Annotated in this window: 25 protein-coding genes, 1 tRNA gene and 1 pseudogene; 18 read left to right on the top strand and 9 right to left on the bottom strand. The window is 66.8% G+C overall.

All coding sequences use genetic code 11. The features are described from left to right. Nucleotides 1-11: 11 nt before the first annotated feature. The 3 genes from MF609_RS06975 (at nt 12) to MF609_RS06985 (ending at nt 3,788) form a co-directional block, all read left to right on the top strand. Nucleotides 12-1,592 carry an alginate export family protein gene (locus tag MF609_RS06975; protein ID WP_242415576.1) on the top strand — a complete coding sequence of 527 codons (1,581 nt, stop codon included), beginning with the start codon at nt 12-14 and terminating at the stop codon, nt 1,590-1,592. 73 nt (nt 1,593-1,665) lie between these two features. Next, nucleotides 1,666-3,279 (top strand): NAD-dependent malic enzyme, encoded by a 1,614-nt coding sequence (locus MF609_RS06980; RefSeq protein WP_242415577.1) that lies wholly within the window; start codon nt 1,666-1,668, stop codon nt 3,277-3,279. Between the two features lie 116 nt (nt 3,280-3,395). Then, nucleotides 3,396-3,788, top strand: a complete 393-nt coding sequence (locus tag MF609_RS06985) for a hypothetical protein (protein ID WP_242415578.1) — start codon at nt 3,396-3,398, stop codon at nt 3,786-3,788. Nucleotides 3,789-3,825: 37 nt separating this feature from the next. On the opposite strand, the gene MF609_RS06990 is transcribed toward MF609_RS06985, so the two are convergent. Continuing rightward, the gene (locus MF609_RS06990; protein ID WP_082456876.1) at nt 3,826-4,026 is read right to left on the bottom strand and encodes a hypothetical protein; all 201 of its coding nucleotides are present in this window, start codon (nt 4,024-4,026) and stop codon (nt 3,826-3,828) included. Between the two features lie 42 nt (nt 4,027-4,068). Continuing rightward, a complete protein-coding gene (locus tag MF609_RS06995) occupies nt 4,069-6,267 on the bottom strand; it encodes a TonB-dependent receptor (RefSeq protein ID WP_242415579.1) in 2,199 nt (732 codons plus the stop codon). Nucleotides 6,268-6,355: 88 nt separating this feature from the next. Here MF609_RS06995 and MF609_RS07000 point away from each other — a divergent pair, with 88 nt between their 5' ends. Then, the gene (locus MF609_RS07000; protein WP_242415580.1) at nt 6,356-8,806 is read left to right on the top strand and encodes a PepSY domain-containing protein; all 2,451 of its coding nucleotides are present in this window, start codon (nt 6,356-6,358) and stop codon (nt 8,804-8,806) included. A 12-nt stretch (nt 8,807-8,818) separates the two neighbouring features. Here MF609_RS07000 and hspQ read toward each other — a convergent pair whose 3' ends face one another. Next, nucleotides 8,819-9,193 (bottom strand): heat shock protein HspQ, encoded by a 375-nt coding sequence (gene hspQ, locus MF609_RS07005; RefSeq protein ID WP_242415581.1) that lies wholly within the window; start codon nt 9,191-9,193, stop codon nt 8,819-8,821. 132 nt (nt 9,194-9,325) lie between these two features. Between hspQ and MF609_RS07010 the strand changes: the two genes are divergently transcribed. Beyond that, a tRNA-Ser gene (locus MF609_RS07010) sits at nt 9,326-9,415 on the top strand. 158 nt (nt 9,416-9,573) lie between these two features. Here MF609_RS07010 and MF609_RS07015 read toward each other — a convergent pair. Further along, entirely contained in the window at nt 9,574-9,903 is a 330-nt protein-coding gene (locus MF609_RS07015; protein WP_242415582.1) for a VOC family protein, read from the bottom strand. 51 nt (nt 9,904-9,954) lie between these two features. On the opposite strand from MF609_RS07015, the gene MF609_RS07020 reads away from it, so the two are divergent. The 8 genes from MF609_RS07020 (at nt 9,955) to coaD (ending at nt 16,574) form a co-directional block, all read left to right on the top strand. Continuing rightward, nucleotides 9,955-11,025 carry a PA0069 family radical SAM protein gene (locus tag MF609_RS07020; protein WP_242415583.1) on the top strand — a complete coding sequence of 357 codons (1,071 nt, stop codon included), beginning with the start codon at nt 9,955-9,957 and terminating at the stop codon, nt 11,023-11,025. 61 nt (nt 11,026-11,086) lie between these two features. After that, complete coding sequence (locus MF609_RS07025) at nt 11,087-12,505, top strand: M48 family metalloprotease (RefSeq protein WP_242415584.1); 1,419 nt, start codon at nt 11,087-11,089, stop codon at nt 12,503-12,505. Nucleotides 12,506-12,544: 39 nt separating this feature from the next. After that, nucleotides 12,545-13,711 carry a BaiN/RdsA family NAD(P)/FAD-dependent oxidoreductase gene (locus MF609_RS07030; protein ID WP_242415585.1) on the top strand — a complete coding sequence of 389 codons (1,167 nt, stop codon included), beginning with the start codon at nt 12,545-12,547 and terminating at the stop codon, nt 13,709-13,711. After that, the gene (locus tag MF609_RS07035) at nt 13,669-14,187 is read left to right on the top strand and encodes a DNA-deoxyinosine glycosylase (RefSeq protein WP_242415586.1); all 519 of its coding nucleotides are present in this window, start codon (nt 13,669-13,671) and stop codon (nt 14,185-14,187) included. Before MF609_RS07030 ends, MF609_RS07035 begins: the two co-directional genes overlap by 43 nt. Then, nucleotides 14,160-14,825 carry a hypothetical protein gene (locus MF609_RS07040; RefSeq protein WP_242415587.1) on the top strand — a complete coding sequence of 222 codons (666 nt, stop codon included), beginning with the start codon at nt 14,160-14,162 and terminating at the stop codon, nt 14,823-14,825. Before MF609_RS07035 ends, MF609_RS07040 begins: the two co-directional genes overlap by 28 nt. A 104-nt stretch (nt 14,826-14,929) precedes the next feature. Then, nucleotides 14,930-15,172, top strand: coding sequence for an exodeoxyribonuclease VII small subunit (locus MF609_RS07045; RefSeq protein WP_055819867.1), 243 nt, complete (start codon nt 14,930-14,932; stop codon nt 15,170-15,172). Further along, nucleotides 15,172-16,077: a polyprenyl synthetase family protein gene (locus MF609_RS07050; protein ID WP_242415588.1), complete on the top strand. Its 906-nt coding sequence runs from the start codon at nt 15,172-15,174 to the stop codon at nt 16,075-16,077. The genes MF609_RS07045 and MF609_RS07050 overlap by 1 nt, the downstream gene beginning before the upstream one ends. Continuing rightward, entirely contained in the window at nt 16,074-16,574 is a 501-nt protein-coding gene (coaD, locus tag MF609_RS07055; protein ID WP_336944105.1) for a pantetheine-phosphate adenylyltransferase, read from the top strand. The genes MF609_RS07050 and coaD overlap by 4 nt, the downstream gene beginning before the upstream one ends. Nucleotides 16,575-16,597: 23 nt before the next feature. Here the strand turns inward: coaD and MF609_RS07060 are convergent, their stop codons facing one another. Beyond that, the gene (locus tag MF609_RS07060; protein ID WP_242415589.1) at nt 16,598-17,152 is read right to left on the bottom strand and encodes a DedA family protein; all 555 of its coding nucleotides are present in this window, start codon (nt 17,150-17,152) and stop codon (nt 16,598-16,600) included. Between the two features lie 100 nt (nt 17,153-17,252). On the opposite strand from MF609_RS07060, the gene MF609_RS07065 reads away from it, so the two are divergent. The 5 genes from MF609_RS07065 to MF609_RS07085 all read left to right on the top strand — a co-directional run bounded on the left by MF609_RS07065 (nt 17,253) and on the right by MF609_RS07085 (nt 21,142). Further along, nucleotides 17,253-18,281 (top strand): COX15/CtaA family protein, encoded by a 1,029-nt coding sequence (locus MF609_RS07065; RefSeq protein ID WP_242415590.1) that lies wholly within the window; start codon nt 17,253-17,255, stop codon nt 18,279-18,281. Continuing rightward, complete coding sequence (locus tag MF609_RS07070) at nt 18,278-19,069, top strand: hypothetical protein (protein WP_242415591.1); 792 nt, start codon at nt 18,278-18,280, stop codon at nt 19,067-19,069. Before MF609_RS07065 ends, MF609_RS07070 begins: the two co-directional genes overlap by 4 nt. Before the next feature lie 128 nt (nt 19,070-19,197). After that, the gene (gene rplM / locus MF609_RS07075) at nt 19,198-19,677 is read left to right on the top strand and encodes a 50S ribosomal protein L13 (RefSeq protein ID WP_242415592.1); all 480 of its coding nucleotides are present in this window, start codon (nt 19,198-19,200) and stop codon (nt 19,675-19,677) included. Continuing rightward, entirely contained in the window at nt 19,677-20,237 is a 561-nt protein-coding gene (gene rpsI / locus MF609_RS07080) for a 30S ribosomal protein S9 (RefSeq protein WP_242415593.1), read from the top strand. Before rplM ends, rpsI begins: the two co-directional genes overlap by 1 nt. Before the next feature lie 155 nt (nt 20,238-20,392). After that, entirely contained in the window at nt 20,393-21,142 is a 750-nt protein-coding gene (locus MF609_RS07085; protein WP_242415594.1) for a class I SAM-dependent methyltransferase, read from the top strand. 190 nt (nt 21,143-21,332) lie between these two features. Here the strand turns inward: MF609_RS07085 and MF609_RS07090 are convergent, their stop codons facing one another. The 4 genes and pseudogenes from MF609_RS07090 to MF609_RS07105 all read right to left on the bottom strand — a co-directional run. Continuing rightward, nucleotides 21,333-22,091 (bottom strand): metallophosphoesterase family protein, encoded by a 759-nt coding sequence (locus MF609_RS07090; protein ID WP_242415595.1) that lies wholly within the window; start codon nt 22,089-22,091, stop codon nt 21,333-21,335. A gap of 45 nt (nt 22,092-22,136) precedes the next feature. Then, nucleotides 22,137-23,333 carry an MFS transporter gene (locus MF609_RS07095; RefSeq protein ID WP_242415596.1) on the bottom strand — a complete coding sequence of 399 codons (1,197 nt, stop codon included), beginning with the start codon at nt 23,331-23,333 and terminating at the stop codon, nt 22,137-22,139. Then, nucleotides 23,330-25,918 carry a PAS domain-containing protein gene (locus MF609_RS07100; protein ID WP_242415597.1) on the bottom strand — a complete coding sequence of 863 codons (2,589 nt, stop codon included), beginning with the start codon at nt 25,916-25,918 and terminating at the stop codon, nt 23,330-23,332. The genes MF609_RS07095 and MF609_RS07100 overlap by 4 nt, the downstream gene beginning before the upstream one ends. 55 nt (nt 25,919-25,973) lie before the next feature. Next, nucleotides 25,974-26,155 (bottom strand): annotated as a pseudogene (locus tag MF609_RS07105) (sugar kinase); the annotation flags it as partial.

The following is a 26,155-nucleotide window of genomic DNA, read 5'->3' on the forward strand; positions in this document are numbered from 1 at the left end:
TTGAAATGACCATGTTCCTGCGGCTCTGCTGCACCACCGCCGCCCTGACGATCCCGGCGATCGGTCACGCCGCGGCCCCCGCGCCCGAGACGCCCGCCGTTGCGACCACTGCGCCCGCCGCGCCGGTCGGCACCGCAGCGCCGGCGGCCCAGAGCGGATCGAGCAACGCCAACTCGCCCTCCATCTTTCCGGGACCGGTACCCGACAAGGGCACCGCCCGTCCGGTCGCGCAGGAATATCCGAGCGCGGGCGTCGGCGACGGTGTGACCGCAGGTGGCTATAACCAGTCGCGCTGGGCAGAGGACTGGAGCAAGTATCGCGATCCAAAGAAGCGCGACGACGTGCTGGACCGGCTGAAATACATCCCGATCGCCGGCGACGACGTGTACCTGACCCTGTCGGGCGAGTTCCGCTACCGCGTCAACCTGACCACCAATCCCAATCTGCGCGACCGCGAGGCACAGCGACAGGACATCAATCGCATCGTCGGCGGTGCCGACCTGCATCTGGGCGATCATGTCCGGCTGTACGGCGAACTGGCCCATGCCGGCATGTCGGGCCGCAATCTGGGCGTGAAGGCCGGCCAGCTGCACAACGACCTCGTGGTGCAGCAGAGCTTCGTCGACGTGACCGGCACGCTCGGCGGCGTCGATGTTGGCGTGCGCTATGGACGACAGACCTTTGCCGACGGCCCGAACCTGATGGTCGTGCCGCGCGACAACAACACCATCTTCTTCGTCTATAACGGCGTGCGCGCCTGGGCGAAGGGCGACACGGTTCGCGGCGACGTGTTCGATTTCAAGACGACCCGGCTGGGCGTCGGCGGCACCGGTGACGATATAGTCGACGATAATCGCCGATTCTCGGGCGGCACCGCCGGCTTCGTCCTGCCCAAGACGCTGCTCGGCGGATCGAACCTCTATTTCGATCCCTTCTTCTGGCGGTTGCGCAACAGCAATGCGACCTGGGGCACGCGCACGACCGAGGAAGTGCGTAAATTCTACGGCTTGCACCTCTACGGCGATACCGGGCCGGTCAACCTCGACTGGACGGTGAATTATCAGGGTGGCGAGTTCAACAACCGCCCGATCTCGGCATGGCTGATCCTGCTGCAGCAGATGTACAAGGTCGGCAAGTCGAAGACCGCGCCGCGCGTCGGTTTCCACTTCGACTATGCCAGCGGCGGCGGGGCCTATGGCACAGGCACGCTCAAGACCTCGCTCGCGCCGTTCGGCAACAACATCTATTACAGCTATCAGCTATACGCGACGCCGACGAACCTGATCGCCGTCGCGCCGAGCGTCCAGTTCCAGCCGATGGCCAAGCTGCGCATCGCGACCGAATATCAGCTGTCATGGCGCGACAGCCTGAACGACGCGGTGTACCGTGCCAATGGGCAGGCATTCGCCGGCACGCAGCTGGGCAATTCGCGCAAGATTGCCGACACGATCCGGTTGCAGGCGATCTATACCGTCAGCCCGCGCGTCAGCCTGACCGCGCGCTACGAGCATCTGATCGCCGGCCCGGCGCTAACCGACGCGAATTACAAAAGCTCGGATTTCCTTGCCGGCTGGATCAGCTTCCGCTTCTGAGTTCCTAGAGCGAACCTTGCGCCCCGGCGGACCCGCCGGGGCGTTTTTGTCTTCATAATCGAAGGGTCCGTCCATGTCCCCCGCCGCCCATGCCGCCGCCCGCGCGCTGCTCGCCGATCCGCTGACCAACAAGGGCACGGCCTTTACCGAAGCGGAACGCGACCAATGGGGGCTGCACGGCCTGTTGCCACCGCATGTCGGCACGCTCGACAGCCAGATCGAGCGGCGGCAGCGCGCGCTCGCCGGGATGCCCGACGATTTCCACCGTTACAGTTTCCTGCGCGAGCTGCAGGATTCGAACGAGATCCTGTTCCACGCGATGGTCCAGCGCGACCTGCCCGCGATGCTGCCCCTGGTCTACACCCCGACCGTGGGTGAAGGGTGCGAGCGGTTCAGCGAAATCTGGCGGCGGCCGCGCGGGCTGTTCCTGTCGTGGCCCAATCGCCAACGCATCGGGGAAATCCTTGCCGATCCGGCGCTCGACCGGGTGAAGGTGATCGTCGTCAGCGATGGCGAACGCATCCTGGGACTGGGCGACCAGGGGGCCGGCGGCATGGGCATCCCGATCGGCAAGCTCGCGCTCTACACCGCCTGCGCCGGCATCCATCCGTCCGAAGTGTTGCCGATCCTGCTCGACGTCGGCACCGACAATGCCGCGCGACGCGACGACCCGCTCTATGTCGGCTGGCGGCATCCGCGCATCCGCGGACCCGAATATGACGCGTTCGTGGAGGATTTCGTGTCCGCCGTCGCCGAACGCTTCCCCGGCGTGCTGCTGCAATGGGAGGATTTTGCAGGCCACAACGCATACCGGCTGCTGGAGCGCTATCGCGACCGGCTGCTGAGCTTCAACGACGATATTCAGGGCACCGCCGCGACGGCGGTCGGCACGCTATTGTCGGCGATCGGCCGGACCGGTGCGCCACTGGCCGAACAGCGCATCCTCCTGTTCGGCGCCGGCGCCGCCGGATGCGGTATCGCCGACATGCTGGTGCAGGCACTGCAGGCGGGTGGCCTGTCCGCGGAACAGGCGCGCACGCGCATCTGGGCGGTCGATCGCGACGGACTGATCCTGTCGGACATGGACGGCCTCTCCGCCGGACAGCGCGCCTATGCCCGCGATCCTGCCGAGGTGGAGGCGTGGACCCGCACGTCGCATGGCGGGATCGACCTGTTCGACACGGTTGCCAATGTCCGTCCGACCGTCCTGATCGGTGCATCGGGACAGCATGGTGCGTTCGGCGAGGCGGTGGTGCGCACCATGGCCGGGGCCGTCGACCGCCCGGTCATCTTTCCGCTATCCAACCCGGTATCGCGGGCCGAAGCGCATCCGACGGACCTTGCGCGCTGGAGCGCCGGGCGCGCGCTGATCGGCACCGGCAGCCCGTTCGGGATCGCCGGCGTTACCCAGGTCAACAACGTCTATATCTTCCCCGGTGTCGGGCTGGGGGCCTTGGCGGCGCAGGCGCGGACGATCACCGACTCGATGTTCATGGCCGCTGCCCGCGCGCTGGGCGCGATGGGCGGCGAAGACACGCTGCTGCCGCCGATCGAACGGTTGCGCGACGTTGCACTCGATATCGCGGTGGTGGTCGCCGAACAGGCGGTTGCCGATGGGGTCGCCGCCCCCGGCATCGCGATCGACCGCGATACGATCGCGGCGCAGATGTGGCAGCCGGCCTATTGACCTGCCAGGCGAATCGGGAACCATCGACACGCGCCAAGTCTTTCTGACTGCTGTCAATCCTGTCCAGCCGGGGTTCAGGCGGATCCGGGCAGGACCGGGGCAGAGAGGAAGCGATCATGAAGCAGTTGATGAACATTTTCGCCGGCATCGGCCTGACCATCGCCGGCCTGACCGCCGTTCCCGCCGTCGCGGACGCACAGCCCGGCCGCCACGCGCATCGGGACCACGGGCCGCGTGCGCATCATGACAACCGCCGCTGGGACGACCGGCGACACTATGACAACCGTCGCGGCTGGAACGACCGGCGCGGCTGGGACAATCGTCGCGCATGGAACGACCGTCGTCGCGGGGACGACCGCCGCCGTTGGGACGCGCGTCGTGACGGTCGCTACGGCTATCGCGGCGAGCGGGTCGTTCCCGGCTGGTCGCGCGAAGCCGCGGCGATGGGCGTCGATTATCGCGGCCCGTGCCGTTACGTGATCCGCAACGGCCGCCGCGTCTGCGGTTAACCGAACCGCCCCCTTCCGGCCCGGTGCCGGGAGGGGGTTATTTCTTGGGCGTTACCCACACCGATACCGGCACCACCACCTTGCCCGGCGCCGGCTTGCCCACATCGACCCGGTCGGCGGTGACCAGTTCGCCGGTTTCGAGATTGAACGAGGCCCAGGGCTTCGGCATCCGCCCGAAGGTCATCTTCTGGATCGGCTGGCCGGTGGTCGAATTCATGATGGTTGCAATGACAGGCATGGCCGGGCGACTAGCCGCCGCCCCGCCCCGCTGTCCAGCCCCTCAGAACCGCATGTCCCAACCCAGGGTGAACGTCCGCCCCCGCCCGGCGAAGAACGCGAAATTGTCGTTCGGCAAACGGGTGTCGCTATTATAGTCGATATAGAAACGGTCGAAGATGTTCTGCGCGCTGAGCGACAGCCCGCCGACCTTCGTCTGGTAGCGGATCGACGCATCCGTTACGTCATATCCGCCGAAATTATTGTCCGGGCTGGGGTTCGCCTTCCCCCGGAAATTGCGCGACAGATAGAATTGCGTCTGCACCCGCGCCGTGACCGGCCCGGTCGCCAGATCGGCGGCGAGGTTCAGCCGGTCGGGCGAAATGTTGGTGCCGTCGAGATCGGTATCGACCACCCCGTCGGCCGGGCTGCGATCGCTGTCGTAGCGGCCGAGGATATGGGCATAGCCGGTCGAGACCCGCAGCCCCGGCAGCGGCGTCTGCACTGCCAGATTGACCTCCAGACCCTCTAGTTCGACCCGCTGGCGCTGCACTTCGAAGATGCCGTTGCCCTGCGCCACCAGCAACTGCCCCCGGTCGCTCGACGACCAGAAATAGGTGGCACCGGCGTCCAGCGGACCGCGCTTCACCTCGACGCCGACCTCCCGGTTGTTGGACACGACCGGCTGGATATCGAGGAAATCGTCGAGCCGGACGCCCGGCGTCGAAATCGCGCGGGTGATGCGTCCGACATCGGCCATGGTGAAGCCCTGGGCATAGCTGGCATAGGCGCGAACGCCCGCCAGCGGCTCGACGATCAGCCCGCCATTATACAGGACATCGCTGAACTTCGGCTTGCCTCCGGCCACGGCCACGCCGCCGAAGGTCGCAGGATTCCGCCCGTCATAGGTCGTGGATGCGAGCGTGCGGAAATCGTCGATCCGGACCTGCACATTCTCCCACCGCGCACCGCCCGCCACGCGGATCAGCCCGTCGAACAGCTTCAGATTGCCTTGTACGAACGGCGCAAGGCTGCGGAAGTCGGCGGGCGGCACCCAGATGCGGTCGGTGGCGATAAGTCGCTGCTCGGTCTTGTCGAACAGCGCATCGAACCCGACCGTCGCGACCAGCGCCTCGAGCCCCGGAATGGCGCGCTCATAGCTCGCCTTGGCACCCAGCTTGCGCGACCGGTTCTCCGACTGGTCGAACAACGTGCCGACAGGCGCGATGCGGGGGTCCTGGAACGTCGCCTGAATCGCGACCTCGCCACCGAATGTGTCGTGCGTCCGGTTGAAGAAAAGCTGCGTGACGAGGTTGCCGCCCAGCACGTCGCTATCGGTATAGGACAGCGACAGCGCCTCCGCGCGGTTGGCGGCGGGCTTTCCCGGCGGCGTGCCGCGCACCGCACTGGTCGGCAGGCCGGTACGACGGTTGCCGGCGATCGCGAAATAATCGCCATCGCCCTTCAATTCGAACCGATTGGCGATCAGGTCGAGCCGCCCGGTCGCACCGACCTCCATCCCCAGCCGCGCGAAAAAATCGGTCGCGCGCGAATCCTGTGTCTCACCCTGCGTCAGATTGATGCCGATGCGCCGGTCCTGCGCGTCGTAGAACGCCCCACGCCGCTCGTAGCTGGCACCGATCGTCGCATCGAAGCGGCCCGATTTCGACTGGACCAGCCCGGCAACCTTCCCGCCGAAACCGTCGCCCTCGAACCCGTCGGTGGCCGTCCCCTGTACCAGCGCCCGGCCGCTGACACCCTCCGCCCGCGGGGCGCCAACCGTCACCTGGTTGACGATCCCGCCGGTGCCGCCGACACCCTGCAACGCGTTCGATCCATAGATCAGCTCGACCCGATCGATGAAGAACCCGTCAATGGTGAAGCCGTCGCGGCTGCCGTCGCGAAGGGGCGTCGTCTGCGGGATGCCGTTGATCGCATAGAGCGGCGACCGTCCGCGCAATGTCTCCCCCGCCCCCGATAATTTGCCGCGGGTGGGCGAGAAGCTGGGCGTGAGCGTCGCGACCGCGTCGGTGATGCTGCCGGAAATCGCAATCTGCTGGTCGATCGCCTGTTTGTCGATGATGTCGATCGTCAGCGGCAGCGCGTTGGGCGGCAGGATGGTGCGCGCCGCAGTCACGACGATCTCATCCTCTGGCGGCGTGTCCGACCGCTCCGGGTAGGCCGTCTGCGCCAAGGCCGGCATCGCCAGCAGCGCGAAACCCGCGACACCCGCCATGAACGGCAGGCGCTTGTTTCGACCCATCATCATTTCCCTTGCGTAATATTGACCCTGATCAGGCGGCCCGCTAACGCGATCCATTCTCAATATCAAGTTTCTTCGAGCGTCGCGCATGACCCGGAACATCCTGTTTCAAATCCATTGGTTCCTGGGCATCACCGCCGGGCTTGTGCTGGCTGTGATGGGCGTGACCGGTGCGACGCTGAGTTTCGAGCATGAGATACTCGCGGCTCTGAACCCCGACCGCCCGGTCGCAGCGACGACCGCGCGTCTGTCGGGACCGAAACTGATCGCGCAGGTCATGCGCCAGCGGCCCGGTGCGCGGATCGGCCGCCTGATCGTGCCGAGCGATGCGGGCGAGATGACCACGGTTACCTATGTGCAGGGAACGGCGAAGGAACGACATCTCGAACGGCTCGATCCGTATAGCGGCGCGTTGCTGGGCGAGCCGCGCGGGGCGGCGACGATCGACCTGCTGGAGGAAGTGCACCGCTGGCTCGCGCTACCCGGTGACGGCAACGGGATCGGGCGGCAGATTACCGGATTTTCCGCGGTCGCATTGATCTACTTCGCGCTGTCCGGCCTGTACCTGCGCTGGCCGAAACGCCCGCTCGACTGGCGCAACTGGTTCGTGCTGGACCGGCGCAAGACCGGCCGCAACCTCTACCGGATGCTCCACGCCGTGATCGGCGGCTGGGTGCTGCTCTTCTATCTCGTCAGCGGCTTTACCGGACTGTGGTGGTCCTATGATTGGTATCGGCAGGGCGTGCGCGCGCTGCTGGTCGCCGAGGCGCCCGCGGAACGCTCCAAGGGGCCGAAGGACGTGGCCGTCGACCTGCCCCTCGCGTGGAACGGCTTCGTCCGGGCGACCGGCGGCCAGTTCTATGAACGCGTCACCATGAGCGTCCGCGATCATGGCGAGGTGCAGTTCCGCGCCAAGCTGCACGGCGGCAGGCACGACCGGGTCAGCGACGAACTCAGCATCGATGGAACCACCGGCGCGGTCATCAAGGATCAGCGCTACGATGCCCGGCCGCTGGGCGAGGATATCGTGACCAGCGTGTTCGAACTGCACCGGGGCGCGTATTTCGGGATGGGCGGCCGGATCGCGATGCTGCTGGCCAGCCTGACGATGCCGCTGTTCACCATCACCGGCTTCCTCCTCTATTTCGCACGGCGTCGGCGCAAGGCAGCACTGGCGGAGGTCGTCGCCGACGCCAACACGCTACCAGTCGACAAGGCCACGACGCTGGTCGCCTATGCCAGCCAGACCGGATCGGCCGAGCGACTGGCCCGGCTGACCGCCGCCGCCCTGCCCGATGCCGCCGCATTGCCGATCGCCTCGCTCGACCGCGACACGCTGTCGCGCGCCACCCGGCTGTTCGTGGTCGCCAGCACCTATGGCGAGGGGGAGCCGCCGGACAATGCGCGTGGTTTCGCCCGCACGATGGAGCGCGACGCTCCCGACCTGTCGCACCTCGACTATGCCGTACTGGCGCTGGGCGACCGGGAATATGCCGAGTTCTGCGCCTTCGGCCACCGGGTCGATCGCTGGTTGCACGACCATGGTGCCACCCGGCTGTTCGATGCGATCGAGGCAGACGGCAACGACGCCGATGCCCAGCGTCAGTGGCAGCACCAGCTGGCCGGCCTTGGCGGCAGGACCGATCAGCCCGACTGGGCGCCCGCCGCGATGGGTGCGTGGCGCCTGATCGACCGCCACCTGCTCAACCCCGGCAGCGTCGGCGGCGAAGCGTGGCAGGTGGTGCTGGAGCCGGTCGGGGACAGCATCGCGTGGCTGCCCGGCGACATCATCGAAATCCTGCCGCAACAGGATGTCCGCCGGGTACAGGCGTATCTGCGGGCTTCCGGCATGGCCGACACATCCGAGAACCGTGCAGCGCTGATGACCCGTATCCTGCCGACCGGCGCGACCGACATGGCTGCGCTGAAGCCGATCGGCCACCGCGAATATTCGATCGCGTCGATCGCGGAATCGGGTCGGGTCGAACTGATCGTACGGCGCTGCAATGCGGCGGACGGCTTTGACGGACTGGGATCCGGCTGGCTGTGCCATGGCGCACCGGTCGGCGATATCGTGCAGGCGCGGGTGCGGTCGAACCCTGCCTTCCATCCGTCGGCCGACGAAGCCGTACCGCTGATCCTGATCGGCAATGGCACGGGCCTGGCCGGCCTGCTCGCCCATCTGCGCCATCGCGCGGCGCAGGGCGGCGCCGCCGCGACCCTCTACTGGGGCGAACGCCACCCTGCGCAGGATGATTTTCTGGCCGAAGAGCGGCAGGCGCTGACCAATGCCGGTGTCCTGGCCGGTCAGAAGATCGCATGGTCACGGCAGCCCGGAGGGCATCGCTACGTTCAGGACACCCTCGCCGCCGATGGGCTTGCCATTGCCGAGGCGGTCGGCAGGGGTGCGGCGATCTATGTCTGCGGCAGCGTTCAGGGCATGGCACCGGGTGTCCATGCCGCGCTTGCGGCGATCCTCGGCGAAACGCTGCTGGAGGATATGCTTGGCAACGGGCGCTATCGCCGGGACATTTATTGAGCGGCGACTGCCTTAGTGGCGATGTTCGCGGCGCAGGCGGTAGCGGCCATCGGCATAGTCATCGAACAGCCCCCGGATCGCGGGGTGGTCGACAGGCTCCTCGCTGTCGTCCACGATCAGGTTCTGCTGGCTGACATAGGCGACGTAGCTCGCCTCGGCATTTTCCGCGAGCAGATGGTAGAAGGGCTGGTCCTTGCGCGGCCGGGCATCGGCGGGAATCGATTCATACCATTCATCGCTGTTCGCGAAGACCGGGTCGATATCGAACACCACCCCGCGGAAATCGAACAGCCGATGGCGCACGACTTCCCCGATCGAGAACCGGGCATGGGCAATCGGCGGCAACGGCGTGCCAAGGTCGAGCGACGAGGTGGAAAGTGCCTTCATGCAAAATAATCTAGGGTCGATGTGCGATTGCAGCAAGGATGCGCTTGCAAGTCTCGAATCCTTGGGCTAACGGACCGCCCTCGCTGACCAACGTGCCGCGTCAAACACGGCATATGAGCGAGAAACCTCTGCGGAGAGGTGGCAGAGTGGTCGATTGTACCGCACTCGAAATGCGGCGTGCCTTTACGGGTACCGAGGGTTCGAATCCCTCCCTCTCCGCCACTTACGCCATGATAGATACCTCCCCGTAGGGGACCCGATGCGGGCACCGCCGTAGACCAGCGGAAACGCCACCCCTGTCTGACATTCGGCATCGAACCAGACGATTCCCCCGGATGCCTCCCCGAACGCTATCGCCGGGGCGGCACGGACGGACAGACTTATTCTTGGACCATCGCTGCCAGCACATGGCCGTCGGGATCGCGGAAATGGAACCGCCGACCGCCGGGGAACGCGAAGATCGGCTGGACGACAACACCCCCCGCTGCCTCGACCGCCGCCAGTACCGCGTCGAGATCGTCGACCTCGATCACCGGCAGCAGCGTGGTGAGCGGCGCGTCGGCATCCAGCCCGAGATCGGTGTCGCCGCTGGTCGTAGCGGCATAGTCCGGGCCGTAATCGGTGAACTGCCATCCCATGACGGCGGTATAGAATGCCTTGGCCGGCTCCGTCGCGGTGACCGGAAGTTCCAGGTAATTCAGTCGCGCCATTTCACCCTCCTCGTTCTTGCTTCGTTCTATGCAGGTCATTAGGCTGGTGCAATGTCCAATCGTCCGGCCCGCGGTGCAACGTCCAATGACATGAGCCAGCGGTTCGCGCTGCCCGCGCAGGAAGCGGATGGCGACTGGCTCGACTGGCGGCAGATGGTCGATGGCGCGGCACCGGCGCTGCGCACGACCGTCGCGATAGAACGATCCCGCACGATCCTGTCGCGCAACGCATCGCCCGACATTCCGTTCGACCGAAGCATCAACCCTTATCGGGGCTGCGAGCATGGCTGCATCTACTGCTTTGCCCGGCCGACCCACGCCTATCACGACCTGTCGCCGGGACTGGATTTCGAGACGAAACTGTTCGCGAAGCCCGATGCCGCTGCACTGCTACGCACGGAACTCGCGAAACCGGGTTATGTCGCCAAGCCGATCGCGATGGGGACGAACACCGATCCCTATCAACCGATCGAGCGGGACTGGCGGATCACCCGTGACTGTATCGCGGTGCTGGCGGAGACGAACCATCCGCTCACCATCACCACGAAATCCGACCGGGTGGTGCGGGATATCGACCTGTTGGCGCCGATGGCTGCGCGGGGACTGGTCAGCGTCACCCTGTCGGTCACATCGCTCGACCCGCACATCGCCCGCACGCTGGAACCGCGCGCGCCGTATCCCGAAAAGCGGCTGGCGGCCGTCGCTACGCTGGCGGCGGCCGGGGTGCCGGTGTTCGTATCGATCTCCCCGGTCATTCCGGCGGTAACCGACCACGAGGTCGAGCGGCTGATCGAACGCGCCGCGCAGGCCGGAGCGCGAGGTGCCTATTTCCTGCCGGTGCGCCTGCCGCATGAGGTCGCGCCACTGTTCCGCGCGTGGCTGGAAACCCATTTCCCCGACCGGGCGGACAAGGTGATGGCGATCATCCGGTCGCTGCGCGGCGGGCGGGACAACGACCCCGCCTTCCATTCGCGGATGCGCGGGCAAGGCGTCTGGGGACAGTTGCTCGCGACGCGCTTCGCCATCGCCTGTCGTCGGCATGGCCTGACCGGTGGGCATCCCCGGCTGCGCTGCGACCTGTTTCGCCCGCCCGCCGGTGCGCAAGGCGAGTTGTTCATGTAGCGGACGGAACCGTTGTCCTATCGCAACGTATTCCGAACGAGGAAAACGGGGACGAGATACGATGACGACACGCCTTTGGACCGCCGCGATGCTGACCGCCGCGACGATCGCCGTACCGGTTCATGCCCAGACGCGGGCAATCTCGCAAAGCGACCGGGCACAGGGCGCACAGGCCAACCCGCAGCTGCTGGCGCAATATGGCGGCAAATATTCCGGGCCGCAGTCCGCCTATGTCGAGCGCGTGGGCAAGAAGGTCGCGGTCCAGTCCGGCCTGTCGAACGCCAGCGGCGATTTCACCGTCACGCTGCTCAATTCGCCGGTCGAGAACGCCTTCGCCATCCCCGGCGGCTATGTCTACATCACGCGCCAGCTGCTGGCACTGATGAACAGCGAAGCGGAACTGGCTGCGGTGATGGGGCATGAGGTCGGCCATGTCGCCGCGCGGCACAGCAATTCGCGCAACACGCGCTCGACCATTGGATCGATCGGTGCGGCCCTGCTGGGCGCGGTGACCGGCAGCGATCTGGTCGGGCGGATCGCCGGCGCGGGGTCGCAGCTCTACACCCTGTCCTACAGCCGAAACCAGGAATATCAGGCGGACCAGTTCGGCGTTCGCTATGCGACCGCCGCCGGCTATGCGCCATCGGGCATGGCCGATGCGCTGGTGCAGCTGAACGAGGCGCAGGCGCTGGCCGCGCAGACCAGCGGGCGCGGCGGCAATGCCGTGCCGACCTGGATGAGCACCCACCCCAACGGAGCCGACCGGGTAAGGCGTGCCCGCGCGCTGGCGCAACAGACCGGTCGCGCCACCACCCAGCCGGTACAGGACACCGCCTATCTGCGGATGCTCGACGGGCTGCGCTATGACGACGATCCGGCGCAGGGGGTGATCGAGGGCACGACCTTCAAGCATCCCGGCCTGCGTGTCCGCTTCACTGCGCCCAGCGGCTATGCGCTGCAGAACGGTACCGACGCGGTGACCATCGCCGGTCAGGGCGGACAGGCCGAATTCCGCATGGGCCCGGCGGGCGATCCGGCGAGCGTCGTGCGGCAACGACTGGCGGCGCTCGGCGCAAAAAATGCGCCCGAGCCGCAGACCACGCGGATCAACGGCACGGACGCGGCCATCGCGACGGTGCGCGCCAACGCCAACAACCAGGCGGTCGATGTGACCATCGTCGCCTATCGCTATCCGTCCGCCACCTATTATTTCCAGATCGTCACGCCGGCCGGGCGCGGCGTGGGACCGTTCAAACCGATGCTCGACAGTCTCGGCACGCTGACCCAGGCGGAAGCGAATGCGATCACCGGCAAGCGCATCCGAATCGTCACGGTCAAGGCAAGCGACACGATCGATTCGCTTGCCCGCCAGATGGCCTATTCCGATTTCCAACGGGACCGGTTCCTGACGCTCAACGGCCTGGAGGACGGGGCGCGGCTGGTGCCGGGTCAGCTGGTGAAGCTGGTGGTGCACGGCTGACCCCTTCCCGCCGCCCCTCTCCCATGCGAAGGGCGGCGGATGGCACAACATGACGTCATCATCCTCGGCGCGGGCGGCGCCGGGCTGTTCTGCGCCGGGATCGCCGCCCGGCGGGGCAAGCGCGTGGTCGTGGTCGATCATGCGCCGGAGCCGGGGCGCAAGATCGTCATTTCCGGCGGCGGGCGCTGCAACTTCACCAATGTCGGGGCCAGCTGGGACCGCTATGTTTCGGCCAACCCGCAATTCGCCCGTTCGGCGCTGGGCCGCTACACCGCGCAGGACTTCCTCGCGCTGGTCGATGCACATGGCATCGCGTGGCATGAGAAGACGCTCGGCCAGCTGTTCTGCGACGGATCGGCGCGCCAGATCGTGGCGATGCTGCTGGCCGAGGCCGAGGGCGCGGAAATCGCATTGGGCCAGCCCGTCCGCGACGTTACCCATGCCGATGGCCGGTTCACCGTCGTCCATGGCGACCGGACCCTCACCGCGCCGTCGCTGGTGATCGCGACCGGCGGGCCGTCGATCCCGAAACTCGGCGCGACCGGCTTCGCCTACGACCTCGCCAAGCGGTTCGGGCTGAAGCTGGTCGAGCCGCGTCCGGCGCTAGTGCCGCTGACGCTGCCGCCCGACGACGCCCTGTTTCGCGAGCTGTCGGGCGTCGCGACCGAGGTCGTGGCCGGTGCGGGCAAGGCGAAGTTTCGCGAAGCGGCCCTGTTCACCCATCGCGGCCTGTCCGGACCGGCGATCCTTCAGGCTTCCTCCTATTGGCGGCACCGCGAGCCGGTAACGATCGATTTCGTACCCGACCGGGCGGCCGGCTGGCTGACCGAAATGAAGCGTAGTCGGCCACGCATCGGGCTGCGCTCGGCACTCGGCTCGGCGCTGCCCGACCGGCTGGCAGAAGCGCTGGCAATGAAGTTCGATTGCCCCGGCGAACTCGGTAACCAGCGCGACGCGACGTTGGCGGCAATCGAACAACGGCTGAGCGGCTGGCAGTTCCACCCGAACGGCACCGAAGGCTTTGCCAAGGCCGAAGTCACCGTCGGCGGAGTCGCCACCGATGGCCTCAATCAGAAGACGATGGCCGCCAGGCACCTGCCCGGCCTGCATGTGATCGGTGAGGCGGTCGACGTCACCGGCTGGCTAGGCGGCTATAATTTCCAATGGGCCTGGTCGAGCGGCTGGGCGGCGGGACAGGCGGTGTGAGCCGCAAGGCGTCTTTCCCGCCGGTCGTCGACATGTCGACACGGGTGCTGATCCTCGGCAGCCTGCCGGGCGATGCATCGCTTGCCGCCGGGCGCTATTATGCGCATCCACAGAACCAGTTCTGGCGGCTGTTGTCGCCGGTGGTCGGGGTCGACCTGCCCGCACTGGAGTATCCTGAACGGCTGGTGGCGCTACAGGCGGCAGGGATCGGCCTATGGGACGTCGTGCAGAGCGCGATCCGGCCCGGCAGCAGCGACGCGGCGATCCGCAACGCGACCGCCAATGACGTGGCAGCGCTGATCGCGACGTTGCCCGCGCTTCGGCTGGTTGCGTTCAATGGCGGGACGGCGGCAAAAGCAGGGCGGGGGCTGGTTCGTGGGGTCGAAACGATGGTGCTTCCATCGAGCAGCCCGCTGCATACGGTCGGCATAGCGGAGAAGAAGCCGGCATGGGACGCGATCGGCGCCCACCTCTAGCCAATGACAAACTGACCGACAGCGGCCAATGGCCACTGTTCGAGCCTTACTATACCGTAAGTGCTATGGTTCCCGCAGGCTATCTTCTGAAACGTATCGTTCCGCCGCCGGGATGGCTGGATACTGCATCAGGTCATATCAAGGACATTTGCAGCGTATCGGACTGCGTCAACGACAACGTGGTCGATGTACAAGATGCATGGCTGCACAACGGCTTTGGCTTGGCGAACAGTCCCGATGTGCTGACTGGCCTTGCCTCAGCTTCCGGGATGGCGACAGCAGGAGCGACCCTGATGTACTTCACGGCCTATGAGTATGAACTGAAGTCAGACGGCTGGAGGTTCGACGCGGCCGGGTGGCGCCCCCGCTCCAGGATCCCGTCCGCTGTCGTGGCCGACGACGTTCGCTCGCCTGACGCCGATTCCGTCGCACTGCTGGGATATGACGTGGTGGTCTGCAATGACTATCTCGAACACTCGCCCTTGTCCTGCAATGTGCTGACGAAAATTCTGCCCGTGAACGAACATTGCCTGTTGCCGGGCATCGGAGACGCCATCGCAGCTGTTGAAACCGGCAAATTCGGGGGTGGTTGCGAAGAAGGTAAGTACACGATCTATGCTGTGCATTTGATCTTGTAACAGCCGCTGGCTGTCGTCCCGCCCGCTTCTTCGCGGCCGTGATTTTTCGGGGTCCAACATACCCCGGTTGCCAACCCGACCTCCCCTGCCCCATAGCATCGCGCATGTCCGACGAACGCGATGTTTCCACCCTGTCCTTCGAAGACGCGCTGCGCGAACTCGAAACCATCGTCAGCCGGCTGGAAACGGGTCAGGAAGACCTGCAGACCGCGATCGACCTCTACGCCCGCGGCGACCTGCTGCGCGCGCAATGTGCCGCGCGGCTCGATGCGGCGCAGGCACGGATCGAAGCGATCCGGGTCGATGCCGAAGGGCGTGCCTCCACCCAGCCGTTCGACGCGCAATAATGGCGACCGTCGCGCCGCCGGTGTCGCTGAACGCCGCCCTTCGCGAAATCTCGGCAGAGATGGATCGCCAGTTCGACGCGCTGTTGCCGGTGCCGGGCGATCCCCGCGCGAACCTGTACCGCGCGATGCGCCATGCCGCGATCGGCGGCGGCAAGCGTTTGCGTCCGCTGCTGGTCTTCGCCACTGCGCGATTGTTCAACGTCGAGCGTGTCCGCGCCGCCCGCGCCTCGCTCGCGATCGAATGCATCCATGTCTACAGCCTGATCCATGACGATCTGCCCGCCATGGACGATGACGACATGCGTCGCGGCAAGCCGACGGTGCACAAGGCGTTCGATGAAGCCACCGCGATCCTTGCGGGCGACTGCCTCCATGCGCTGGCGTTCGAGATTCTGGCGCACGAAGCGACGCATCCCGATCCGCATATCCGCATCGAACTGATCGCAGACCTTGCCCACGCGTCCGGCCCCTCGGGCATGGCGGGCGGACAGGCGATGGATCTGGAGGCGGAGGAAACCAGCTTCGACCTCAACACCGTCACCCGGTTGCAGGCGATGAAGACCGGCGCGCTGATCGCCTGCTCGGTCGAAGCGGGCGCGATCCTCGGCCGCGTGTCAGCCGAGCAGCGGACCTCGCTGCGTGGCTATGCCCGCGATATCGGCCTCGCCTTTCAGATCGCCGACGATATCCTCGACGTCGAAGGGGACGAGGCGGCGGTCGGCAAGGCGCTGCGCAAGGATGGCGAGGCGGGCAAGGAAACCTTCCTCTCGCTGCTCGGCCTCGACCGTGCGCGCGAACAGGCGCGGCGGCTGGTCGACCAGTCGGTCGAGCATCTGCGCGACTTCGGCCACGAAGCCGACCTGCTGCGCGCCATCGCCCGCTATGTGCTGGAGCGCGACCGGTGAGGATCGGCGTTTACCCCGGCACGTTCGACCCGATCACGCGCGGGCATATGGATATCATCCGGCGGGGCGCGAAGCTGGTCGACCGGCTGGTGATCGGCGTGACGACCAATCCATCCAAGTCGCCGATGTTCTCGCTCGACGAGCGGCTGGCGATGGTCGAGCGCGAAGTGGCGGGGGTCGATGGCGACATCCGGGTCGTGGCGTTCGATGCGCTGCTGATGACCTTTGCCGAGCGGCAGGGGGCGAGCGTCATCGTGCGGGGCCTGCGCGCGGTCGCCGACTTCGAATATGAATATCAGATGGCGGGCATGAACCAGCAGCTGAACGACCGGATCGAAACGGTCTTCCTGATGGCGGACGTCTCCCTGCAGCCGATCGCGTCGCGACTGGTCAAGGAAATCGCGATGTATGGCGGGTCGATCGCCAAGTTCGTGTCGCCTGCCGTCTGCGAGGAAGTGATCGCGCGGGTCGAGAAGCTGGGCCGCAAGGGCGACTGACCTTTCCGCTGCGCACGGCGAACTCAGTCGCGTCTGCGCCACCACCAGGTCAGACCGCCCAACAGCAGGATCGCCACCCCGCCCCCGACCAGCACCTGCCACGACGGCAGCCAGCGGCCGATCACTTCGCTCAGACCGTGGCCGAACCAATAGCCGATCGACACGAAGGTCGTCGCCCATAGCAACGCCGCCGCCCCGTTCAGCAGCATGAAGCGTGACAAAGGCAGCCGCGTAGTCCCGATCGCGACCGGGCTGACCGTGCGCAGGCCGTAGAGGAAGCGGAAGGCGAAGACGAATAGCGTCGGGTGCCGCTCGAATGCCGTCAGTGCGCGGGCGAAGGCGGGTTTCGCGCTCCAGCGCCGGACGCGCGGATGATCGCGGAACCGACGGCCGGCGGCGAAGAACAGCTGATCGGCGATGAACGAACCCAGCGCAGCGGCCAAGATCGCGCCGGCATAGGGCAGCGTACCCCGCTGGACCATGATCCCGCCAAGGATCACGACCGTCTCCCCCTCCATGCCGGCACCAAGCAACAATGCGCCCAGGCCATAACGGGCGATCAGCGCCTCGATCGTCATGGAGCGGCATTCTGCATTGCACCATCGTACAGGCAAGCGCCCAACGGTAAAGCCGCACGCGCCCCTTTCTTGGCCGTTGCCAGCGCGCTAGACACCGGAGATGCTCGCTCCTCCCCTTCCCTCGCGCGCCCGTCCCGGCGCTGTCGCCCGCTGGCTGTGGTGGGTTGCCGCGCTGGTCGTCGCAATGGTCGTGGTCGGTGGGATCACCCGGCTGACCGAATCCGGCCTGTCGATCACCGAATGGAAGCCGCTGTCGGGTACGCTGCCGCCGCTGAATGCCGCGCAATGGGAAGCGGAGTTCGCGAACTATCGCAAGATTCCAGAATATCAGCTGCTGAACCAGGGCATGACGCTGGCGCAGTTCAAGGGCATCTTCTTCTGGGAATATTTTCATCGCCTTCTGGCACGCTTGGTCGGCGTCGCCTTTGCCGCGCCGCTTGCGTGGTTCTGGGTTCGGGGCGCGATCCCGACAGGGTATAAGGGACGCTTGCTCGCGGTGCTGGCGCTGGGCGGGTTGCAGGGGGCGATTGGCTGGTGGATGGTCGCGTCGGGCCTGTCGGTCAGGACTGACGTATCGCATATCCGCCTGTCGGTGCATCTGCTCAACGCGCTGCTGATCCTTGCCGGCACGGTGTGGACTGCGCTGGACCTGCGCGAACTGGCGGCGAATGGCTATGCCCGGCCGGCGCGGATGACGCCGATCGGCTTCGCTGCGCTGCTGGCACTCTTCGTCCAGTTGCTGTTCGGCGCATGGGTCGCCGGGCTGAACGCCGGACTCGTCACCGATCAGTGGCCGCTGATGAACGGCCGTTTCTTCCCGGCGGACGAATGGGCGTTGCGCGCGCCGCTCGATGCGATCGTCAACGACCCCTATGTCGTCCACTTCATCCACCGCTGGTGGGCGTGGGTTGCCGTCGCCGCACTGATCCTGCTCGCCCGCGCGGCCAAGCGTGCCGGTCATCCCAAGGTCGCCCGCGCGATTCACATCACCTTCGGCATCCAGATCCTGCTGGGTATTAGCACGGTGATGAGCGGCGTGCGGATCGAGGTGGCCGCGCTGCACCAGCTGGTCGGCGCGCTGTTGGTGATCGCGGCAACATGGGGCGCACACGCCACCGGCCGTCGATGATCGCGCTGCCCCCGCCCGCCATCTCGGAGGCAGTGACAACGGGCTTCGCGCCGGTGCTCGACACTGCCTATCGCTATCATATCGAACAGGAACGCGACGAAGCGGGCGTCGTTCGCCGCTATGCGACCGACCGAACCGTCCGCTTTCGTCGGACACCGACGGGCCTGACCGCGGAGATGACGATCGATTCGGTCGCGGGTGGACTGTCCGACGGTCCCGGCGCGATGTTCGAACGCGCCTTCGCCACGCTGCTCGGCCAACCGATCGTCTATCGGCTGTCGGCTCGGGGAGACGTGATCGACGTAATGGACCGCGCAGTCCTCTGGGCGAAGTTGATCGATGCCGTCTCGGCGCAAAGCAAGGGCGACCCGGCGCGCACGGCGATGCTGCAAAAGCTGACCGCGCCGCTGCGCACCCTGCCGGAACAGCAGCAGGTGGCGATGCTCGGTTCGATGCTCTCTACCCTCCTCGCCCCCGACGTTGTACGCCGCGGCGTCATCCCGCAACGAGACATCCGCCAGCAGGGAAAGCCGCCCTTCGACGGCGGATCGGACGTGACCGGAACCGAGCGCATTCATGCCGAAGGAACCGCGCTCGTCGAAGAACAGCGCCTGTCGGGCGCGGTCGTGGCGCGCGGGGGCGCGGTGAGTGGTCGACGCATCAGCTTGGTCACGCGGCGCGTCGACGGACGAAGCGGTATGATCCTCGCCCAGCAGACCGTCGTCCGCATCGAAAGCGGGTTGGCAATGTCCACCGCCACCACACGGATCAGCCAGCGCGAGCCATAGGGTATCCCAATACCCGTCAGCAAAGCCGCACTTTGCTTGACTTTCTACGGCCGCGCGGGCAATTGCCCGGCGTTCGCACCGCTCCGGTTCGGGGCGGGCGCGTGTTAACTCCGAAAGGTCCAACGCCCATGAAGGCGCTCATGAAGACCACCAAGTCGGCCAAGCCGCACGAGGTGGAAAAGAAGTGGCATATCGTCGATGCCGACGGCCTGGTGGTCGGTCGCGCGGCGACGATCATCGCCAACGTGCTGCGCGGCAAGCACAAGACGTCGTTCACCCCGCACGTCGATTGCGGTGACAACGTCGTCGTCATCAATGCCGACAAGATCCGCTTCACCTCGAACAAGGCGAAGACGAAGACCTATTACAAGCACACCGGCTATGCCGGCGGCATCAAGGCGATCACCGCCGAGAAGGTCCTTGAAGGCCGTTTCCCCGAGCGCGTCCTCGAAAAGGCCGTCGAGCGGATGATCCCGCGTGGTCCGCTGGGCCGTCAGCAGATGCGCAACCTGCGCATCTTCAAGGGTGCCGAGCATCCGCATGAAGCGCAGAACCCCGAGGTTCTCGACATCGCGGGTATGAACCGCAAGAACAAGGTGGGCGCATAATGTCCGACAACCGCCAGTCCCTTTCCGACCTCGCGAACCTGACCGGTCAGCAGGCACCGGCCGCCGCCGCACCGCAGGCGTCGGCGCCGCAGGCCGATGGCGCGGAAGCGCCCGCCGCTCCGGTCGAAGCACCGCGTCCGACCACCCCGCTGCGTGCGCAGGAAATCGACCAGTATGGTCGCGCCTATGCCACCGGCCGCCGCAAGGACGCCGTTGCGCGCGTCTGGCTGAAGCCGGGTTCGGGCAAGATCACGATCAATGGTCGTGACCAGGAAGTGTATTTCGCACGTCCGACGCTGCGTCTCGTCATCAACCAGCCGTTCGGCGTCGCCGACCGCAATGGTCAGTATGACGTGATCTGCACCGTCAAGGGCGGTGGCCTGTCGGGTCAGGCCGGCGCGGTCAAGCATGGCATCAGCCAGGCACTGACCCGCTACGAGCCGATCCTGCGCGCGCCGGTCAAGGCCGCCGGGTTCCTGACCCGCGACAGCCGCGCCGTCGAGCGTAAGAAGTACGGCAAGGCGAAGGCCCGCCGCAGCTTCCAGTTCTCGAAGCGCTAAGTCGCACGGGCACGCGCGGGAGCCGAAAAAGTTCCCGTTTGCGGCCAGTCGCGGTCGATTTGGGGCGGTCCGGTATCGGGCCGCCCTTTTCGTTCGTACCGTAAGGGTATAGCGAGAGCCGGTCCGCGCGCTGGCGGAGCTATTCAAGAGACGCCATGACCTCGCGTGCCAAGACTTCGCTGCTGCCGCTCGCCGATTCGGACCTGTGGCCCGACGAACTGCGCCGCAGCCTGTCGGACAAGCTGTTCACCATCGCGTTCGGCGCGATCCAGTGGCCCTGGCTGCTGCGCAGCCTGTCGGGCGGCAAGAAGGCGGATAAGGCGCGGTTGATGGCCGATCTGGGCCTAGCTCCCGACGCCCTGCCGAACCTCGGCAGCTGGAAGGCCGATACCGGCTATCTGTCGCTGATCGTCGAGCGCATCGCGGCCAGCCGCCCGCAAACGGTGGTCGAACTGGGCACCGGCGCATCGAGCCTCGTCACCGGCGCGGCGCTGGCCAAGCATGGCGGCGGACAGCTCATCAGCTTCGACCAGCATGCAGGGTTCGTCGATGCGACGCGCGAATGGCTGGCCGAACATGGCATCGCCGCCGACCTGCGCGCCGCGCCGCTGGTGGCCGCACCGGGCGACTGGCCGGGCGTATGGTATGATATCGATGCGCTGCCCGATCAGGTCGACCTGCTGCTGATCGACGGGCCGCCCTGGACGATCCACCCCTATGTCCGCGGCGCTGCCGAGACGCTGTTCGATCGCCTGCCGGTCGGTGGGGTCGTGATGCTCGACGATGGCGCTCGCCCAGGCGAACGGGTCGTCGCGCAGCGCTGGCGGCGGCGCTGGCCGAACTTCCGCTTCGAACTGGTCAATCGCGGAACCAAGGGCACGTTGATCGGGCAGCGGCTGTCCTAGGCGCCGGCCGGTTTCGGCTGCCCACGGCGTCGTGCAGGGGGCAGGCAAAGAGCCGGGTGCGATCGTAGCAACCTCACCGGTCGCTTCCATCTGATCGGAACCGTCGCCCCAGCGTAGCTGGGATGACGCTCGCTTCGAAGTGGCCGGATCGAACTTGGCCAGCACGGCCGCAGGTTGTGCGGCTGCGCTTTCAAGCCACGACGCTGACCGGTTCGTCCTCAGCGCCCATCTTGCGCGCGATCGTTTCGAACTGGCCGCCGTCTATCCGTATCTCGTTGAACGACGGCGGGTCGGCGCGGGTACGGGTCGACAGCGTCCCGGCGCCGATCATCCGCAACCGTCCGGCGGCGGTGCGATAGGGAATGTCGAACGGGTCATGAACATGGCCCGACAGCACGGCATGGGCACCGGCCGACACGACGGCATCCAGCGCGACCATCCCGCCATGCGTTTCCCCGCTCGACTTCGTGCCGACATCGATCAGCGGGTGATGCGCGGCGATGAAGATCAGCCGGTCCTGGGGCACCTGCCGGATCAGGTCGAGCGTCCGCGCCAGCGCCTTGTCGCCGACATAGCCCTTCGACCAGTCCCAGCGGAACTGGAAACGGGCGGTGGTCTTGAGCGGCACGATCGCGACGCCGTCGATCTCCAGCGGACGTTCGATCATCCGCTCCAGACGCTTGTAGCGCTTGTACGGCCGCACGAACCGCGCGAAGAGATTGTAGAGCGGCAGGTCGTGGTTGCCGACCTCGACGGTCACCGGGCGGCCAAGGCTTTCGAGCCATTCCGCCGCCGCCTCGAACTCCGCCGTACGAGCGCGCATGGTCAGGTCGCCGGTCATGATGATCGCGTCGGGCTGCTCGCGGCGCACCGCTTCGCCGAACCACGCGATCGCCGCCTTGTCCTCCGCCCCGAAATGAACGTCGCTGACATGGAACAGGCGGATCATCAGGCACTCCCGGCTATGGACTAACCGGCCAACGCACGAAGCGGATCAGCGCTCCGACCGGATCGCCAATGCCGTGCCGCCGCCAAGCGCCGCGACCAGTGCCAGCGCGACGAACACTGCGCCCAGCCCCGCCCCTGCGGGCACCAGCGCGGCCAGCAGCGGCGGCACGCACGCCGGTAGGGTGTTGGTCAGGTTCAGCACCGCAAGGTCGCGCCCACGCGTCTCGGGCGAGGGCAGCATCTGCATCGCCAGCGCCGAATGCAGCGCCAGGAACACCGACAGCCCGGTCTGCGCCACGCCATAGCCGATGACCGCGCCGACAAAGCCCGGCGATACCGCCATGCCGATCAGCCCGGCGATCACCAGCAACGTCGCACCGCCGAGAAACGGCTTGCGTCCGCCCAGCCGGTCGGACCAGCGCCCGGCGACGATCGTCGCGACCACGACGACGGCGGTGACGACCGCCATCGCCTGAGCGACCGGCCCCGCCGGGTCACCCGTTCCCCGCCAGCGGTCGGCGAAATGAAAAAAGGCATAGGCGGTCAGCCCGTTGCCCGCGACCTGCATGGCCAGTCGCGCGACCCACGCCCGGACCAGATCGCCACGCACGACTGCCATCGGCGCGGCTTGGGCGGGGCGGGTCTGGTTCCCCGCCCCCCGTTCGCGGGCGAACAGCAGGAACGGTCCGATCATCACCGCCGCCAGCGCGACATTCGCCGCAAAGCGCGCGCCCTCCGTCGGGAACATCGGCGCAGTGACGGCAGCAGCGGACAACATGCCGATCGGGTGCGAGATGCCGAGCAGGCCCGACACCCGCCCCTTGGCCGCGTCGGGCACCTCGTCGGCCATCACGGCGACCATCGGCGCAAACATCAGGTTCAGCGCGACCTGCCACAGCGCAATCGCGATCAGCAGCGCGTTGCGATCCCCGGCGCGATGGATCGCCACGAACGCCAGCGCCAGCAGGACCAGCCCGACCGCGATCGGCAGGCGCCGGCTCTGGCTGCGCCGCCAGTGCAGGTCGCTAAGCCAGCCAGCGGCGATGTTGGCGACGCTGGCGACCACTGCCCCGCCCAGCACCGCCCATCCGAGCAGGGTGACGCGGTTCGCCGGATCGATCGCGGATACCTTCACCTGCAACAGGATCGACACGAACGGCATGAACGCGACGAACAGCCCGCAATAGGCCAGGGTGTAGAGGGGTACGAAACCGCGCGCAGGCGCGGCGGACGGCGAGGTCAACGTCCCGCCACGCGACGCAGCGCGGCGATCAACTTACCGATGGTATAGGGTTTGTGCAACAGGTCGAAGCCCATCGTGCCGTGCCGGACGATAACGTCGCTATACCCGCTGGTCAGCAGCACCGGCAGGCCGGGATGCTTCTTCCGCAGCCGCGCCGCCAGTTCGACCCCGTCGATCCCCGGCATCATCACATCGGAAAAGACGATGTCGAACCCCTCGGGCTGCTCCGCGAGCAGCTTGAGCGCCGCCTGTCCGTCCGCGACATGGGCCGGCACGAACCCCTGCGCCTCCAGCGCATGGGTCGTGGTGGTGCCGACTGCGACATTATCCTCGACGACCAGTACCCGCAGCCCGTCACCGGCGAGCGGGCCGGATGGCTGCCGGACCGGTGCGCTTGGCCGGTCCGGGGTCGTGACCCGCGGCAGGTACAGCGCGAATTCGGTATCGCCCGCCACGCTGCGCGCGCGGACCTCCCCGCCCGATTGCTTGGCGAAACCGAAGACCTGGCTAAGGCCCAGACCGGTCCCCTTGCCCAGTTCCTTGGTCGTGAAAAAGGGTTCGAAGATACGGCTCAGCGTTTCGTCATCGATGCCGCTGCCCGTATCGCCGACGGTGATGACCACGAACTGCCCCGGTTGCGCCGCGACGCCGGGGCCGGCGGGAATGCCGTCGACCCGGTCGACCGACAGGGTCAGCCGCCCCTCGCCCTGCATCGCGTCGCGGGCGTTGGCGGCGAAGTTGACGATCGCGGTATCGAACTGGTTGGGGTCGGCATCGACGAACGCAGGCGCTTCGCACGGGCGGATCGCAACCTCGATCCGCGATCCGGCCAGCGTACGCACGATATCGCCGAGCGCGCCGACCGCCTCGTTCACGTCGAACACCGCCGGCTGCAGGGCGGAGCGGCGGGCGAAGGCCAGCAGCTGCCCGGTCAGCTTCGCGGCGCGATCGACGGTATCGCTGATCGCGGACAGGTAGCGTTCGCGCCGATCCTCGCTCAGCGTCGGCTGACGCAGAAGGTCGACCGAGGAACGGACGATGGTCAGGAGGTTGTTGAAGTCGTGGGCGACACCACCGGTCAGCTGGCCGATGGCCTCCATCTTCTGGCTCTGGCGGAGCGCATCCTGCGCGGTCACCAGCGCCTTGGTCCGGTCGACGACCTGTTCCTCCAGCGATTCGGCCAGCGCCGCCAGTTCGCGTTCGGCCCGGCGGCGTTCGGTCGCGGCACGGGTACGCTCGGCGACTTCGCGCACGAACGCGATTTCATCATCGCGCCATGCGCGCGGCTCACCCTGGTTGGTGTAGATCAGCGCGACCAGTCCGCCCAGTTCGGTCAGCGGCATGTTAATGAACGACCGGGCGTTGATCGCCTCCAGTTGCGCAGCGCTATCGGCCGTGCGCGGATCGGTCCGCGCATCCTCGACGATTGCTGTCTCTCCGCGCTTCAGGTCGTCGATATAGCTGCCATAGTCGCGAAAGTTCAGTACGCCGGCAAGGCTGTCGACGCCCGGCGCGTTCCAGTCGCGTTCGATGATGATGGTTTCGGCCGCGCGATCGACGACGCCATAGCCCACGCGGTCGACGCCCAGCGCCTCACCGATGATCCGCGCCGCCGCCACGCTCATATCGACCGGATCGTCGAGCAGGCGAAGCGCGTCGTTCAGCTCGGCCATGGCAGAGCGCATCCGCTCCAGCCGCTTGTAGACCGTGACGTCGATCGACACCCCGGTCAGGCGCACGACCGCGCCATCGGCATCGAGCGTCGGCTGGCCGCGACTGGCGATCCAGCGGATCTCGCCATCGGCGGGACGGATGCGAACCTCGATCTCCAGCGGTTCGCCGGCGAAGCACGCCTCGATCGCCGCTACCGCCTCCGCGCGGTCGTCGGGGTGGAGGATCGCCGAAATCTCGGCGGGGGACGGCGGATAATCGGCATCGAAGCCGAAATTGGTGCGGCAGATGGCTGACATGGTCAGCTGCCGCGTCGCCCGATCGAACGACCAGGTGCCGAACCGCCCGGCCTCCAGCGCGAACAGCATTTCGCGTTCGCGCTCTTCCTGTTCGCGGAACCGGCCGGCCAGCTCGGCGAGCAGCGCGGCATTGCTCGACTCCAGCCCCTCCAACCGGGCGCGCTCGTGGGTCACGTCGAGCTGGCTGGCGAAGAAATAGGCGAGTTGGCCATCGGCGTCATGCACCGGGGCGAGGAGCAGGCGGTTCCAGAACCAGCTGCCATCGGCGCGATAGTTGCGGATGTCGATCTCGATCGACTGCACCGCCGCCACCGCGTCGCGAATCTGCGCGACCGTGGCCGGATCGGTATCCTCCCCCTGCAGGAACCGACAGTTGCGCCCGACGATGAAGTCGCGATCGTAACCGGTCATGCGACAGAAGGCGTCGTTGACGAACACCACCGGGTTGTCGGGCAGCCGGGGATTGGTGATGAGCATCGGCATCCGCGTCGCGCGAACCGCGGCGACGAACGGGTCGGTCCCGCCATCTGCCCCGGCGATCTCCAGCGCAATGCGGCGGTCGTCGCTGGCCGCCTGTCCGCTCGTGTCGCCGCCCTGTTCCACGTCGCCTCGCATCCATGACGGAACGTGGTGCCTGCGTGGCCGTTCCCCCGGCCCCGCTATGCTAGGATCAGCGCCGAACGTCCAGCCCGCCGGCGAGGAATGCGTCGATATCCGCTTGACGAAACAGGCTGAAATCGCCGGGCAGCGAATGTTTGAGCGCCGCAACCGCGAGCCCCCAGTTCGCCGCCGTCGCTTCGTCGCGATCCGACATCAGCGCGTGCAGCACGCCGCTGGCAAAGGCATCGCCCC

It is taken from the genome of Sphingomonas panni, from assembly GCF_022664435.1.
In the GTDB taxonomy this organism is placed as follows: Bacteria; Pseudomonadota; Alphaproteobacteria; order Sphingomonadales; family Sphingomonadaceae; genus Sphingomonas; species Sphingomonas panni.